The 14719-nt window shown below is 73.5% G+C and carries 12 protein-coding genes; 4 read left to right on the top strand and 8 right to left on the bottom strand.

What is annotated here, in order from left to right:
• Positions 1 to 785: 785 nt before the first annotated feature.
• Both EEW87_RS11670 and EEW87_RS11665 read left to right on the top strand, forming a co-directional pair.
• Entirely contained in the window at positions 786 to 1706 is a 921-nt protein-coding gene (locus EEW87_RS11670) for a ParA family protein (protein WP_307785250.1), read from the top strand.
• On the top strand, positions 1703 to 2809 hold the full coding sequence (locus EEW87_RS11665) for a ParB/RepB/Spo0J family partition protein (protein ID WP_123093616.1): 1107 nt from the start codon (positions 1703 to 1705) through the stop codon (positions 2807 to 2809). Before EEW87_RS11670 ends, EEW87_RS11665 begins: the two co-directional genes overlap by 4 nt.
• 92 nt (positions 2810 to 2901) lie before the next feature.
• On the opposite strand, the gene trxA is transcribed toward EEW87_RS11665, so the two are convergent.
• The 8 genes from trxA to EEW87_RS11625 form a co-directional block, all read right to left on the bottom strand.
• Positions 2902 to 3228, bottom strand: a complete 327-nt coding sequence (trxA, locus tag EEW87_RS11660; RefSeq protein WP_068270866.1) for a thioredoxin — start codon at positions 3226 to 3228, stop codon at positions 2902 to 2904.
• A 59-nt stretch (positions 3229 to 3287) separates the two neighbouring features.
• Positions 3288 to 4313 carry a thioredoxin-disulfide reductase gene (gene trxB / locus EEW87_RS11655; RefSeq protein ID WP_068270864.1) on the bottom strand — a complete coding sequence of 342 codons (1026 nt, stop codon included), beginning with the start codon at positions 4311 to 4313 and terminating at the stop codon, positions 3288 to 3290.
• A 111-nt stretch (positions 4314 to 4424) separates the two neighbouring features.
• Positions 4425 to 5240, bottom strand: coding sequence for a hypothetical protein (locus EEW87_RS11650; RefSeq protein ID WP_123093615.1), 816 nt, complete (start codon positions 5238 to 5240; stop codon positions 4425 to 4427).
• Positions 5237 to 5878: an RNA polymerase sigma factor SigM gene (sigM, locus tag EEW87_RS11645; RefSeq protein ID WP_123093614.1), complete on the bottom strand. Its 642-nt coding sequence runs from the start codon at positions 5876 to 5878 to the stop codon at positions 5237 to 5239. Before sigM ends, EEW87_RS11650 begins: the two co-directional genes overlap by 4 nt.
• A 6-nt stretch (positions 5879 to 5884) precedes the next feature.
• Positions 5885 to 7819 carry a protein kinase family protein gene (locus EEW87_RS11640; RefSeq protein ID WP_148041629.1) on the bottom strand — a complete coding sequence of 645 codons (1935 nt, stop codon included), beginning with the start codon at positions 7817 to 7819 and terminating at the stop codon, positions 5885 to 5887.
• Positions 7820 to 7885: 66 nt separating this feature from the next.
• Positions 7886 to 9532 (bottom strand): murein biosynthesis integral membrane protein MurJ, encoded by a 1647-nt coding sequence (gene murJ, locus EEW87_RS11635; protein ID WP_123093612.1) that lies wholly within the window; start codon positions 9530 to 9532, stop codon positions 7886 to 7888.
• On the bottom strand, positions 9529 to 11553 hold the full coding sequence (locus EEW87_RS11630; protein ID WP_163562441.1) for a DUF6049 family protein: 2025 nt from the start codon (positions 11551 to 11553) through the stop codon (positions 9529 to 9531). The genes murJ and EEW87_RS11630 overlap by 4 nt, the downstream gene beginning before the upstream one ends.
• On the bottom strand, positions 11526 to 12008 hold the full coding sequence (locus tag EEW87_RS11625) for an NUDIX hydrolase (protein WP_123093611.1): 483 nt from the start codon (positions 12006 to 12008) through the stop codon (positions 11526 to 11528). The genes EEW87_RS11630 and EEW87_RS11625 overlap by 28 nt, the downstream gene beginning before the upstream one ends.
• A 246-nt stretch (positions 12009 to 12254) precedes the next feature.
• Here EEW87_RS11625 and EEW87_RS11620 point away from each other — a divergent pair, with 246 nt between their 5' ends.
• Both EEW87_RS11620 and EEW87_RS11615 read left to right on the top strand, forming a co-directional pair.
• The gene (locus EEW87_RS11620) at positions 12255 to 13667 is read left to right on the top strand and encodes a hemolysin family protein (RefSeq protein WP_205473717.1); all 1413 of its coding nucleotides are present in this window, start codon (positions 12255 to 12257) and stop codon (positions 13665 to 13667) included.
• A complete protein-coding gene (locus EEW87_RS11615) occupies positions 13664 to 14671 on the top strand; it encodes a CNNM domain-containing protein (RefSeq protein WP_123093609.1) in 1008 nt (335 codons plus the stop codon). Before EEW87_RS11620 ends, EEW87_RS11615 begins: the two co-directional genes overlap by 4 nt.
• Positions 14672 to 14719: the final 48 nt, after the last annotated feature.

The following is a 14719-nucleotide window of genomic DNA, read 5'->3' as shown; positions in this document are numbered from 1 at the left end:
GGACGGTCGCGATGGGCTCACGGTCGACGTGCTGAGCTCCGAAGCCGCGACGGATGGTCAACACGACGCCTGTGGTCCGGTGGTCTCGAGGCTAGGGCGCGGGGCGCCCTTCGCACCTCGACCAGCAACGGTGCTGGTGGTCGAGGTGCGGGCCGAGAGGCCTCGAAGTCCCCGACCGAACGGCCCAGCCGGTGGTCTCGAGGCTCGGGCGCGGGGCGCCCTTCGCACCTCGACCAGCAACCGTCTTCGTGATCGAGGTTGGGGCGTGTCGTGCTCTGTGCGATGCCAGCGAGAAGATCCAGGCCCGGGAGACGCCAGGAGAGCTCTGGCACGCTGATGTTTCACGTGAAACATGATGCGCCTACCTCGTAAGCCCGGACCGCACCGCGCGAGATGGGTTGTACGCCAGGCGTCGTGTTTCACGTGAAACACACGCACACCGGCCTGCCCCACGAGCCCATCTACCCGCTTTGGCGTGTCGTCGCCCGGTGACGTTGAATGGAACGGCTTCATCGAGGAACGGAGAGAGCGTGCACGACGCCGCACCCACTGATCGACCCACCGGTCGTCAGGTCGTCCCAGGGATGGGGTGGCCCGCACTGCCGGCCCCCTCGGAGTCCGAGCCCATCGGCTGGCAGGGAGAGCGGGTGACGCCGCGCACGCCGGACACATCGGCTGCACCGAGCGGCGCGTCGCCCGAGCAGGCCGCCGCGAGTCCCGTTTCACGTGAAACGTCGATGCCGAGCGACGACGTGGGCGCCGAGGACGCGCCCAAGGGAGCGGCCGTGGACGACGCAGCAGAGGACGAGTCACCAGTCCTCGCCGCGGTCAACGCCGACAAGCGCGCCCGCGCCCGCCTGGCGTCGAAGACCTTCCCCACGCCGGACCGCACCCGCGTCATCACCGTCTCGAACCAGAAGGGCGGGGTCGGCAAGACGACGACCGCCGTCAACCTCGCCGCCGCCCTCGCGCAGAACGGCCTGACGGTCCTGCTCGTCGACACCGACCCGCAGGGCAACGCGAGCACGGCGCTCAACATCGACCACCACGCCGAGGTCCCGAGCATCTACGACGTGCTCATCGAGGGCACGCCGATGGCCGACGTCATGCAGCCCTGCCCCGACGTCGACGGTCTGTGGTGCGTGCCCGCGACGATCGACCTCGCGGGGGCCGAGATCGAGCTCGTCTCCCTCGTGGCCCGTGAGTCGCGGATGCGCGGCGCCCTCGACCAGCTCGCCCGCACCCGGGCCGAACGTGGTGAGCGACGCATCGACTACGTCGTCGTCGACTGCCCGCCGAGCCTCGGCCTGCTGACGGTCAACGCCTTCGTCGCCGCGCAGGAGGTGCTCATCCCCATCCAGTGCGAGTACTACGCGCTCGAAGGCCTCTCGCAGCTGCTCAAGAACATCGACCTCATCCAGACGCACCTCAACCCCGAGCTGCACGTCTCGACGATCCTGCTGACGATGTACGACGGCCGCACGAACCTCTCGCGCCAGGTCGCCGAGGAGGTCCGCACCCACTTCCCCGACGAGGTGATCGGGGCGACGATCCCGCGCTCCGTCCGGGTCTCCGAGGCCCCGAGCTTCGGGCAGACGGTCATCACGTACGACCCCCAGAGCTCTGGGGCCCTGGCCTACCTCGAGGCCGCAGCTGAGATCGCCGACCGCGGGGTCGGCACCGACGGACAGGACGGCCAGGCATGAGCGAGAAGCGACGCGGACTCGGACGTGGGCTCGGCGCCCTCATCCCCGACGCCAGCACGGCGCGCAGCCGGCCGGTCGACGTCTTCTTCGCCGAGCGGGACGCGAGTCCCGCCGCAGGCGCACCCACGGACGGCTCGAGCACCCCGAACACCGCTGCGGGCATGCTCGCCGCCGCGCAGAAGGCCCCGACGGGCGAGCCCACCGCGGCGCACGACGCCCCGCACCACGTGGAGCACCCCGAGCCGGCCCCGACGCAGGACGGTCTCGCGCCCGTCCCCGGTGCCCACTACGCCGAGATCCCCGTCGACGCCATCCGGCCCAACCCGCGTCAGCCGCGCACCGTCTTCGACGAGGACGACATGGCCGAGCTGGTGCACTCGATCCGCGAGATCGGTGTCCTGCAGCCGGTCGTCGTGCGTCCCCTCCCCGAGGGCGCGGACGCGCAGGACGGCGTGCGCTTCGAGCTCATCATGGGCGAGCGTCGCTGGCGGGCGACCCGCGCTGCGGACCGCGAGAGCATCCCCGCGATCGTCAAGGCCACCGAGGACGACGACCTCCTGCGCGACGCGCTGCTGGAGAACCTCCACCGCTCCGAGCTCAACGCGCTCGAGGAGGCGGCCGCCTACCAGCAGCTGCTCGACGACTTCGGCTGCACCCAGGACGAGCTGGCCACCCGCATCGGCCGCTCCCGCCCGCAGATCAGCAACACGCTGCGCCTGCTGCGCCTGCCCCCGCTCGTCGCCCGCCGCGTCGCCGCCGGCGTGCTCTCGGCCGGGCACGCCCGCGCTCTGCTCTCCCTGCCCGACGGCGCGAGCATGGAGCGCCTGGCGCAGCGCATCGTCGCCGAGGGCCTGTCCGTGCGCACCGTCGAGGAGATCGTCGCGCTCGGCATGGAACCCGAGCGCGAGGCGCGCCGCTCCTCCCCGCGCCTGCCCGCCCCCGAGCTCGACGACCTCGGCGCCGCGGTGAGCGACCACCTCGACACCCGCGCGAAGATCTCGATGGGCGCCAAGAAGGGCCGGATGACCATCGAGTTCGCCTCGATGGACGACCTCACCCGCATCCTCGAGCGGATCGGCATGGACAGCACGCACATCGTCTGACGACGCGAGATCCGTTGCAGCGCAACGGTTTTCGGCATGACGAAGGGGGACCCACCAGTCGGTGGGTCCCCCTTCGCCAGGTGGTCCTGAGGTCAGCCGATGAAGGGCTCGAGCTCCTTGATGAGCTTCGGCTTCGGCATCGCGCCGACGAGGGTCTTGACGATCTCGCCGTTCTTGTACACGTGCATCGTGGGGATCGAGGTGATCCCGTAGCGCGAGGTGATCTCGGGGTTCTCGTCGGTGTTGAGCTTGACGATCGACAGCTTGCCGTCGTACTGCCCGGCGAGCTCCTCGAGCACCGGCGCGACCGCGCGGCACGGGCCGCACCAGGGCGCCCAGAAGTCGACGAGGACGGGGGTCTCGCTGCCCAGGACGTCCTGCTCGAACGTCGCGTCGGTGGTGGGCTTGGTGCCAGCCATGGTGATCCTTCCGGTCGGGGTGTGCGTCGGGGTGACGAAGGGGGAGGGAGTCGAGGATGTCAGCGGACGCCGACAGTGCCCTCGACCGGGTCCTCCTGGGAGATGAGCGACTGGTCGGCGGCCGGTGCCCCGGCCTCCTCGCGCTCGGCGAGCCACCGCTCGGCGTCCAGAGCCGCGGAGCAGCCGGACCCGGCGGCCGTGATGGCCTGGCGGTAGGTGTGGTCGACGAGGTCGCCGCAGGCGAAGACCCCGTCGAGGTTCGTGCGGGTCGAGCGGCCCTCGGCGAGGACGTAGCCCTCGGCGTCGAGGGCGACCTTCGCCGCGTCGGTGGTCTGCGTGAGCAGCTCGTTGCGGGGGTCGTGACCGATGGCGACGAAGAGGCCGGTGACCTCGAGGTCGCGCTCCGCCCCGGTCCGGGTGTCGCGAAGGGTGATCGAGGAGACCTTGTCCTGGCCGTGGATCGCCGAGACCTCGGAGTTCCACGCGAAACGGATCTTGTCGTTGCCCAGGGCGCGGTCGGCCATGATCTTGCTCGCGCGCAGCTCCTCGCGGCGGTGGACGATCGTCACCGAGCGGGCGAACTTCGTGAGGAAGGTGGCCTCCTCGATCGCGGAGTCGCCACCACCGACGACGGCGATGTCCTGGTCGCGGAAGAAGAAGCCGTCGCACGTGGCGCACCAGCTGACGCCGTGGCCGGACAGGCGCTTCTCGTCGGGCAGGCCGAGCTCGCGGTAGGCCGAGCCCATCGCGAGGATCACCGCGTGGGCGCGGTGCTCGGTGCCCTCGGAGTCGGTGACGACCTTGACGTCGCCGTCGAGACGCACGGAGGCGACGTCGTCGGTGACGATCTCGGTCCCGAAGCGCTCGGCCTGGCCGCGCATCGACATCATGAGGTCGGGGCCCATGATCCCGTCGGTGAAGCCGGGGAAGTTCTCGACCTCGGTGGTGTTCATCAGCGCGCCACCAGCCGTGACCGCACCCTCGAAGAGCAGGGGTGCGAGGTTGGCTCGGGCGGCGTACACGGCCGCGGTGTAGCCGGCCGGACCGGACCCGATGATGATGACGTTACGGACGTCGGCAGTCACAGATGTAGTCCTCGGATGGTGGGTGCAGGGGTAGATCTTGGGGTCTGTCGTGCTCAACACCCATCGTAGGCGAGCGATTCCCGACCGCCTGCCAGCATGTCCAGGGGGCGCTCAGCGCACCGGCACGCTCGTGTCGTAGATCGGCTCGCAGCCCGCGGCGACGGCCCATGCGCGGGTGCCGTCGTCACCAACCGCGACGAGGAGGAAGCCGGCCCGCCCGTCGAAGGTCCCGACGTCGGCCTGGACGGGGTGCACCTCGCCCGCCCCGATCTGACGCAGGCAGTCGCGCGCCCCGCGCTCGGTCGTCAGCGGGCCGAGCGTGGGCGAGCTCGCCGAGAGCGGCACGGCACCACGGTGCTTCCGCGTCCACACGGACGTCGTCCGGGCGGCGCCCTCCTCGAGCGTCGCCTCGGTGTAGCGCCGCTCCGTCATCGTCAGCACGAAGGGGGACGAGCTCTGGAAGGGGGAGCGACCGGAGTTCCCCGAGAAGGCCTTGGTCGAGCTCTCCGCGGACTGCGAGGGCGCGTCCTCGACCCCTTCGTCCCCGTCCGTCAGACCACCGTCCTCGGAGCGGGTCGACGCGGGGCCCGACTCGTCGCCGGCGCTCCCGCCCGCGCCGGAGCCTGCCGAGCTGTCCGCTCCGCCGCGCAGCGTCGTGCTCGCGACGTACCCGGTGCCGGTGACGAGGACGACGGCGGCCGCAGCCCCGAGGAGCCACGACCCGGCCCGACGCCGGTGGGTCGCGAGCGGCGTGACGGTGGCGCCGGCACGTCGTCGTCGGCGCTCCTCGTGCAGCGACGCCTCGATGCGGGCGACGAGCTCGGGCGGCATCGCCGGGTGCTCGTCACCGGACGGCAGGTCGGCGAGCAGGGCGCGGACGTGCTCGTCGTCGCGCTCCTCGTCGGGGCGCTGCGGGTCCTGCGTCATGCCTCACCTCCTGCGCTCGCTGCGGGGCCCGTGCGGCCCGGGGGCGCGATGCCCCCTTCGTCATCTGACGTGCGGGCACCGTCTGGGGTTCCCGCACGCAGGACGGCGGCCAGGGCGGCGCGGCCACGACTGCCCCGCGACTTCACCGTGCCCTCGGCGACACCGAGCATGCGCGCGGCCTCGGCGACCGGCACGCCGTGCATGTCGACGAGCACGAGGACGAGGCGCTGCGGCTCGGGCAGCGCGGCGAGGGCGTCCTGGACGAGCAGCCGGGTGTCGACCTGCGCGGTCCCGTCGGGACGCGAGGGCAGGCGCGTCGACGCCCGCTCGTCGAGCTCGTCGAGGGAGTCCGTCGGCCGGGCTCGGCGCAGACGGTCCAGGCACGCGTTGACGACGACGCGGTGCAGCCAGGTCGTCACGGCTGCGTCGCCGCGATATCCCTCCGCGCGGCGGAAGGCGGCGAGGAAGCCGTCCTGGACGGCGTCGGCCGCCAGCTCGGGGTCGCGGCACACCGAGAGGGCGACGCCCCACATGCGGTCCCGGTGACGGGCGAAGAGCTCGCCGAAGGCGTCCGGGTCACCGGCGACGTGCCGCCGCACGAGCTCGCGGTCGTCGATCTCGTCCAGCGCCCCCCGCACGTCGGCCTAGCGCAGGACGACCTCGGCCAGCGACGCACGGTGCCGGCCGTCGTCGCTCTGGACCGTCGTCGTGAACCAGATCGTCACGTACTGCCCGCGGGCTGCGGAGCGGCCGGTGATCGTCACCGAGCCGTTCTTGCCCTCGCTGCGACCCAGCTCCGTGCCGGCGATGCCCGCCTCGTCGCCGACGAAGACCTGGACGGTCGTCGCCTGCGGCAGCTGGAGGGTCGCGCTGCGGACCTGGCGGGCCTGGCCGAGATCGAGGACGATGCCGACCCCGCCCTTGTTGCCGAAGTTCGGGGACTCGTAGCCCTCCGTGGTCCACGAGGTCGACAGGTCGTCGTCGTAGACGCGCTGGGCCTCGGAGTTGTGCTCCGCGCCGTCGCCGTTCGGGTCGTAGCCGATGGCACCGATGACCGGGATGGGCTCGCTGGTGCGGGCGCCGTTGCCACCGCCCGAGGGTCGTGAGGTGCTCGAGGACTGCGTGGGGCGCACCGGGTCGGCGCCCTGGGCGTCCGAGCCGAAGATCGCGCTGAGGTCGGTGTTGTCGCCGATCTTCGAGACCCCGACCGCACCGACGACGAGGGCGACGACGACGAAGAGGGCCATGATCGCGACGACGACCCGTGACTGCTCACGGCTCGGCGGCTCGCTCGCGTCGGCGGGCAGCAGCGGCGCCGGGGGCTCGAGGTCGTCCTGGCTGCCCGCGCTGCCCAGGCTCACGCGGTCGCGGCTCTCGGAGCTGCGGATCGCCTCGCGCTGGGCCCGTCGGTCGGCGGCAGCCTCCCCGGCGCGCTCGCGGGTGCGCTGGGCGGCCCGTCCGACGCGCTCGCCGAGGATCTTCCCACCGCCGGCGAGAGCGCCGGCGACCGAGACGGCGGCGGCACCCGCCGCGGCACCGCGGCCGGTCCGGGCGGCGCCGGGCTCGTCGGAGCCCTCCGCCGAGACCACCTGGGTGGGCTCGTCCGAGGGAGCCGTGGCGCCGCGCGAGATCGCCTGCGTGGGCTCGTCGTCGTCGGAGTCGACGGCGGTGCTCCGGTGCTCCTGGGCGGCGGCACCGGCGGCCGGGGTGACCCCGATGACCTGCGTGTCGTCCGGCCCGGGGGCATCGGCGAAGGGGGCGTCGGCCCCGTCGTCCGCCGCGGCCTCGTCGAGGGGCTGAGCCGCGCCGTCGTCGACGGGCGTGCGCGACCACGGGGAGACCGAGGCGGCGTAGTCGCCGGGCGAGGAGGGGCCGGCGTCGTCGGCGAGGGTCTCGCGGCAGATCGTGTCGAGATCGCTCGGCACGCCGACCGCGAGGTGCGACGGGGGCAGCACGCCGGTGGCGTCGCGCGGCGCCGCCGGCAGAGAGGTGGAGGTCTGGAGCGGCCAGCTGCCGGTGAGCCCGGCGTAGGCCAGGGCGACGACACCGGCGCCGTCCAGCGCAGCGGCCTCGTCACCCTCCTCGTCGACGCCCGCCAGGGCGGCGTCGACGGCGAGGCCGCGCACGCGCACGGACCCGTCCGGGCCGACGAAGACGCTGTCGGGGCTGATCGCGAGGTGGTGCAGCCCACGGCTGCGCGCGGCCTCGAGCACGAGGGCGACCTCACCGGTGATCCGGCGGACCTCCTCGGCGGGCAGCCCGTGCGTCGCGAGCTCGGCGAGGGAGCGGTCGTCGCTGCGGAAGGACTCGGTGACCCAGGCGCGCTCGTCGTCGTGGTCGACGTCGAGGATGCGGGTGAGACCGGGGTGACCGACCCCGCTGGCGCGTCGGGCCGCGTCGAGGGCGGCGTCGGTGTGCGGGTCGTCGAGCGGCAGGACGAGGAGCACGACGTCGCGCTCGAGGTCGCTGTCGCGGGCCACCCACCGCTGCCCCGACGAGGGGTCGCCGGTGACGGGCTCCTGGGCACGGCGAGCGATCGCGTACCTGCCGAGCGTGGTACCCGGGTGCACTTCGTGCACGTCAGGGCCCCTTCCGTGTCGAGGTCGTTGCCGCGCCATCCTAGGCGGTCCGGCCGGGCCCTCCTGCTACGCGCGCCGCAGTCGGCGGGTCACCGGCTGGAGCACCGCCGTGACCTCGGTGACCCGCAGCCGGGCCGCGACGAGGAGGGCGACGACGAGCAGGACGACACCGCACACGCCGGTGACGAGGACGGCGGACAGCCAGCCCTCGTCGAGGACGCGGGTCATGCCGAGGAGGAGGGCACCGGCGACGAGGGTCGCGAGGAGGGTGGAGAGCAGGAGCCGCACGTTCTGCTGGACGACCGAGGCCAGCCCGAGGGAGCCCAGACGGCGGCGCAGCAGGACGAAGCCGAGGATCGCGCCGACGAGGTTGCCGACGGTCTGCCCGACGCCGACCCAGGTCGCCGTGTGCTCGAAGCCTCTGGCCGCCCCGACGAGGGTGAAGGCGACGGAGATCACGGTGACGACGAGCTGGAGGACGAAGGGGGTGCGCCCGTCCTCGTAGGCGTAGCAGGCGCGCTGGACGAGGTAGAACCAGCCGTAGGGGACGAGCCCGAGGCACATCGCGACGAGGACGCCGGTGGCGGCGCGGGCGTCGGCGGCGGGGGTGGAGAAGAGCAGGGCCTGCAGCGCCCACGGGGCGAGCAGGACCATCGCGGCGGTCCCGGGGAAGAGGACGACGGCGGGCATCCGCATGCCCTGGCGCAGGTCGGCGGCCACGGCCTCAGTGTCGCCGTCCTGGGCGTTGCCGCTCAGCCGCGTGAAGATCGCCGTGACGAGCGAGACGGTGATGATCGAGTGCGGCAGCATGAAGATGAGGAAGGCGAAGCCGTACGAGGTGAGCCCGGCGGCGGGGGCACCGGCGCGCTCCGCGTCGAAGGCCGCCCCGGTGAGGACCGGGGTGGTGACGAGGAGGAAGGCGACCTGACCGACGGCCACGGCGCCGAAGGCCCAGGTCGCCATCTTCGAGGCGCTGCCCAGGCCGTAGCCACGGAAGCCCCACACCGGGCGGTAGCGGAAGCCGATCCGGCGCAGGGCGGGGATGAGCACGAGCGCCTGGACGACGATCGACAGCGTCGCCGAGCCGGCGAGGACCCAGATCATCGTGCTGTCCCACAGCCCGACGTCCTGGACGTCCTGGCGCCCGGAGAGCATGAACCAGCCCAGCCCGGCGATCGCGACGACGTTGGCGAGCGCGGGGGCCCACATGAAGGCCCCGAAGCGGTTGTTGGCCGTGAGCACCTGGCCGAGCAGGGTGTAGAGGCCGTAGAAGAACATCTGCGGCAGGCAGATGAGGGCGAAGGCGACGGCCAGGCCCCGGGCGTCGTCTCCCCAGTCCTTGCTGACGACGAGCCAGACGAGGGCCGGGGCGGCCAGGGTGAGCAGGACCGTCGCCGCGCCCATGATCGTCATCGCGAGGGTGAGCAGCCGGTTGACGTACTCGTCGCCGTCCGCGCGGCGGCTGGCCTTGACGATCTGCGGCACGATCACGGCGTTGAGCACGCCGCCGGCGAGCAGCAGGTGGAAGTTGTTGGGCAGCGTGTTCGCGGCGTTCCACGCGTCGGCGGCCAGACCGACGGCGCCGACGACGCCGATCGTCATCGTCTGGCGCAGCAGCCCCAGCACCCGGCTGACGAGGGTCCCGGAGGCCATGAGAGCGCTGGACCGCGCGACGGACGGTGCTGCCGCGGGGGTCTGGGCGCGCTCGGTCATGAGTCCTCGGGGTCTGCGGGTGCTGCGGGGGTGGGCCGACGACGCACGGTACGCCAGGTGCCGAAGGCGACGGAAGCGAGCGCCACGAGAGCGACACCCCAGTAGATCCAGCCCCCGGTGGGGCTCACCCGGACGCGCAGCTCGGCGGGCTCGGCGAGCGCACGCCCCTTCGGGTCGGTCACCTCGACCTCGATCGGGACCCGACCGGGCGCCAGGGCGCTCGCCTGGACCGTCACCGTGCGCCGCGACTGCGGGCCGACCGTGATGGGCTCGGGGTCGCCGTCGATGCGCAGGATCGGCGAGCCCGGGTCGAGCCGGACCTGCAGGTCGTGCAGCTCGACGTCGCTCGTGTTGCGCACCGTGATCTGCAGCCGCCCGGTGTCGGCGAAGAAGTTCACCTCGCCCGAGGCGACCTCGAGCTGGCGCCCTGTCGCCGTGACGTCGCGGTGCAGCCGCGAGGCGAGGACGCGGAAGTGCCACTGAGAGGAGCGCCAGCGCGCCGAGGTCAGCTGCACCTGCGACGCCGCGACGGCGCGCTGCCACTGCGGGCCGTCGGCGCGCACGGTCGCCACCGAGCGCCGGGTGGCGATGTCGGCCACGACCCGCCGCGCGCGGGCGTCGGTGAGGACCGGCTCCGGCGGGTCCTCGAGCGTGTCGGGGATGTCGATCTCCTGCTCGGGCGACTCCGGCGCCGTCGCGCGGGGGCTCGCGAGCGTGCCGCGCGCGGTCCACGGGATGTCGGCGACGGCCTCGCGCATCGCCCGGTAGGCCTGCGGGTCGGGGCGGGCCGAGCGCGGGGGCACGACGAGCAGGGTCCGCGAGGTGCCCGGCAGGTCGCCGAGCACCGAGGCGGAGTCAGCGACGAGGCGCTGGGTGGCCAGGACCGCGTCGTCGTCCTCGCGCAGCGAGCCGACGACCGCCGAGAGCTCGGGGTCGCTGACGAGCAGCGGCGTGCCGCCCCGGCTGGTCTGGAAGGCGTCGGGGGTGAAGGCGGTGTCCGTGAGCGCCGTGCGCGGCACGAGGACCGTGGGCTGGCTGCCGTAGACCCGCTCGAGCGCGGCCGAGCGGTCGCCCGCGATCAGGTCGTCGGCGGGCCAGGCGATGTCGCTGCGCGCCCCGAGCGCCTCGGCGGCCTCCTGACCCCCGGTGACGCGGGGTCGCACGAGGGTGCGGGCGGCGTCGGACTCCGCGGCGGCGGCGACGTCGGCGTCGGCCTCGGGCAGCACGGCCGTGCGGTCGGGGTCGAGCTCGGCGGCGAGGTCACGCGCGAGGTCCTCGCGCACCTCGCGCTCGCCGCGGGACAGCCCGGTGTCGTCGGCGGGCACGGCGTCGGGGAGCAGGAGGGGGTCGAGGAGCCACAGGTCACCGGGGCGCGGGGCGCTCGAGGCGATCTGGGCGAGGTCGGACCCCGGCCCGGCGGCGGCCTGCCAGGCCCGCGTGCGCGAGTCGCCCGGCGCCGCCCACAGCTGGTTGGACGAGGGGAGCGTCACGGGCACGCCCCACAGCATCTTCAGCGGCTCGTACTCCTTGGCCCGGTGGATCCCGAGGAAGGTGTGCACCTGGTCCTGCCCGGACTGGACGCTGATCGGCGCGGCACCCCAGGACCGGCCGGGCAGCAGGTCCGCCCCGTCGACCTCCAGCTCGAAGGTCGTGCTCTGGCCCGGGACGAGCCGGCTCGTCGCGATCTCACGGTCGAGCGCCGACCCGGTGACCCGGGCATCCCCCTTCGCCCAGTCGTCGATGCCTTCGCGGGTCATCTCCGCCTCGCCGAGGAGGACGGAGACCGCGGGGTTCTCCAGGGTCGTCGACCCGTCGTTGGTGAGCCGCCCGCGGATCGTCGCCGACCCGCTGCTCGCACCCGTCGCGTCGACGACCGGGGTGATCGAGGTGAGGGTGAGGCTGCTGGAGGCGTCGGACGCGGAGGCTCGGGCGGGCAGGGCAGGGGCGAGCAGGCCGGCGAGGGCTGCGGCGACGCACGCGCCCCGCAGCGGCCTCAGGCGTCGCCCGCGAGCCGCTGCCACGCCTCCCTCGCGATGCGCCGCTCGTTGGGGAAGGTGAGGTGCCGGTGCGCGTCGCGCAGGAGCAGCCAGGCGACGTCGACGGCCTCGTGGTCGGGGTCGTTGTCGATCGTCAGGTACCCGCCGATGGCCTCGAGCAGGTAGTGGTGGACGAACTTGTGGATCCGGCGGTCGTTCGTGGCGAACCAGTAGTCGATCGTCCCGAGCTCGACGAGGACCCGTGCCTCGATGCCGGTCTCCTCGGCGACCTCGCGGGCCGCGGTCTCGACGAGGGTCTCCTCGCCCTCGATGTGGCCCTTCGGCAGGCACCACTCGAGGCGGCCGGCGCGGTTGCGCCGCGCGATGACGGCGATCCTCGCCTGGCCCTCGTGGACGTCGACGACGACCCCGCCGGCGCTGCGCTCCTCGACCGCGGGCAGGCGCCGCGGGGATCGAGGGGCGTGGGCCGGGTGTGCCATGTGGTCACTGTAGCCAGAGGGTCCTGGGAGGGCCCTGGGGCGACGACGGGGTCAGATCTCCTGCTCGCGTCCAGCCCACGTCCAGGCTTCGCCGACATACTGGGGCTCCCCCGGGGAGACGCCCCGCTCACGAGGAGACCAGCCGCACCCGATGGAGACCGACAGTCCCCGTTCCTGTGCCCCTGACCACCGCGCTCGACCCGGGTCCGCCCGTGTCGTGACCTCCCAGCGGGCGGTGATGCGCTGATGTGGGCCCTCTCCCTGCTCCTCGGCGTCCTCGTCGTGCTGGCGATCACCGCCGCCACCGGCTGGTTCGTCGCCCAGGAGTTCGCCTACATGTCGGTGGACCGCTCCCGGCTCAAGGCCCGTGCCCAGGCCGGTGACGCCGCGGCCGAGCGTGCCCTCGCGGTCACCCGGCGCACGTCCTTCATGCTCTCGGGCGCCCAGCTCGGCATCACCGTCACCGCGCTGCTCGTCGGCTACGTCGCCGAGCCCCTCATCGGGCAGTCGCTCGGCGAGGCCCTCGGCGGGGTCGGCGTGCCCACCGCGGTCGGGGTCGGCGTCGGCACCGTGCTCGCCCTGCTGCTGTCGACCTTCGTGCAGATGATCTTCGGCGAGCTCTTCCCGAAGAACCTCGCGATCGCCCGCCCCGAGATGCTCGCGGTGCGCCTCGCGACGTCGACGACGCTGTACCTGCGCCTCTTCGGCTGGCTCATCACCATCTTCGACAAGGCGTCCAACGCCCTGCTCCGCGCCGCCGGCATGGAGCCGGTCCACGACGTCGAGCACGCGGCGACGCCGCGCGACCTCGAGCACATCGTCGCCGACTCCCGCGAGAGCGGGGACCTGCCGGCCGAGCTGTCGGTGCTCCTCGACCGGGTCCTCGACTTCCCCGACGACGACGTCGAGCACGCGATGATCCCGCGGTCCCGCGTCGACGTCGTGCGTCCCGACGACGCGGTCGACACCCTCTGGGGCCTCATGGCCGCCGGTCACTCGCGCTACCCGGTGCTCGACGAGCACGACGAGGTCGTCGGCGTCGTGCGCCTCCAGGACGTCCTCGGCGCGGGCCGCGGGGGTGGCGGCACCGCCGCCGACCTCATGCGCGACGCCGTGCGGGTGCCCACGCTCATGCGTCTGCCCGACGCCCTGCGCACGATGGCCCAGGAGCGCGCGCAGCTGCTCTGCGTCCTCGACGAGTACGGCGGCTTCGCCGGGGTCGTCACGGCCGAGGACCTCGCCGAGGAGATCGTCGGCGAGATCGAGGACGAGCACGACCCCGAGCCGCCGACGACGCCGGAGGGCGAGCCCGGCAGCTGGACCGTGCCCGGCGACCTCCACGTCGACGAGGTCGAGCGGCTCGTCGAGCGCGATCTCGCGCAGAGCGAGGCCGAGACCGTCGGCGGTCTGCTCATCGAGGCCCACGGCTCCCTGCCGGAGGTGGGCACGACGGTCGCCGTCGCCCTCCCGCCGGACCCCGTCGCGGCCCTCGAGGACGACGAGCCGGGCCTGGAGCACATCCGGCTCGAGGTGCTCGAGGTCGAGCGGCACGTGCCGTCGGTCGTGCGGGTCAGCCTCGAGCAGGGGCCACCCCCCGAGCCCGATCCCGATCACGACACCGATGACCACGCCAGCCCGACGCAGGAGGACCCCCGATGAGCCCGCTCGTCGTCGTCGCCGTCACCGTCCTGCTCATCGTCCTCAGCGCCTTCTTCGTCGCCGCGGAGTTCGCCCTCCTCGCCGTCAAGCGGCACCGCCTGCAGGACAACGCCGGCTCGAGCCGGTCCGCCCGCGCCGCGCTGCGCAGCTTCGACGAGCTCACCGTGCTCCTCGCCGGCTGCCAGCTCGGCATCACCGCCGCGGCCCTGGGCCTGGGTGCGGTGACCAAGCCCGCGCTCGACTACGCGCTGACGCCGGTCTTCGAGTCGTGGGGCCTGCCGGCCTGGCTGGCCGGCACCCTCGGCTTCGTCCTCGCCCTGCTCGTCGTCACCTTCCTCCACCTCGTCATCGGCGAGATGGCGCCGAAGTCGTGGGCGATCGCGCACCCCGAGACCGCGGCCACCGCGCTCGCGCTGCCGATGCGCGGCTTCATGTTCGTCACCCGTCCGCTGCTCGTCGCCCTCAACGAGGCGGCCAACTGGTGCCTGCGCCGGGTCGGCGTCGAGCCGCAGGACAGCCCCCACAGCGGTCAGAGCGCGGCCGACCTGCGTCAGCTCGTCGAGCACTCCGCGGGCGCCGGCACCCTCGACGAGGACCGCTCGCGCCAGCTGACCTCGGCGCTCGAGCTCGAGACGCTCACCGTCGGCGACCTCGTGCGCGAGGGCGCCCGGGCGACAGCCGTGACGACCGAGCAGGACGTCGCCGCCGTGCGCGCCGCGACCGTGACGTCGGGCCACCTGCGGGTGCTCGTTCGCTCCGGCGGCCGGGTCGTCGGCGTCGTCCACGTGCGCGACACCATGCTCGAGCCGGACGACCGACCGGCAGGCGAGGTCATGCGCCCCGTCCTGCACCTCGACGCGGGCACCGCTCTGCACGAGGCGCTGACGACGATGCGCGACACGCGCTCGCACCTCGCGGTCGTCGAGCGCGACGGCGTGCCGGTCGGGGTCGTCACCCTCACCGACATCGTCCAGCGCCTCTTCCCCGTCGAGCGCGCCGCCTGACGGCGACATCGGGCGAAGGGGGCGTCTCGCCCCCTTCGCCCGCAGCGG

This window comes from Janibacter melonis (genome assembly GCF_003721155.3).
Lineage (GTDB): Bacteria > Actinomycetota > Actinomycetes > Actinomycetales > Dermatophilaceae > Marihabitans > Marihabitans melonis.
This window is presented reverse-complemented; position numbering and strand designations above follow the sequence as displayed.

What these genes read in the sequence shown, in the direction of transcription:
- EEW87_RS11665 (WP_123093616.1), top strand. Translation starts at nt 1,703, where the DNA reads ATGAGCGAGAAGCGACGCGGACTCGGACGTGGGCTCGGCGCCCTCATC.
- trxA (WP_068270866.1), bottom strand. Translation starts at nt 3,228, where the DNA reads ATGGCTGGCACCAAGCCCACCACCGACGCGACGTTCGAGCAGGACGTC.
- EEW87_RS11650 (WP_123093615.1), bottom strand. Translation starts at nt 5,240, where the DNA reads ATGACGCAGGACCCGCAGCGCCCCGACGAGGAGCGCGACGACGAGCAC.
- murJ (WP_123093612.1), bottom strand. Translation starts at nt 9,532, where the DNA reads ATGACCGAGCGCGCCCAGACCCCCGCGGCAGCACCGTCCGTCGCGCGG.
- EEW87_RS11625 (WP_123093611.1), bottom strand. Translation starts at nt 12,008, where the DNA reads ATGGCACACCCGGCCCACGCCCCTCGATCCCCGCGGCGCCTGCCCGCG.
- EEW87_RS11620 (WP_205473717.1), top strand. Translation starts at nt 12,255, where the DNA reads ATGTGGGCCCTCTCCCTGCTCCTCGGCGTCCTCGTCGTGCTGGCGATC.
- EEW87_RS11615 (WP_123093609.1), top strand. Translation starts at nt 13,664, where the DNA reads ATGAGCCCGCTCGTCGTCGTCGCCGTCACCGTCCTGCTCATCGTCCTC.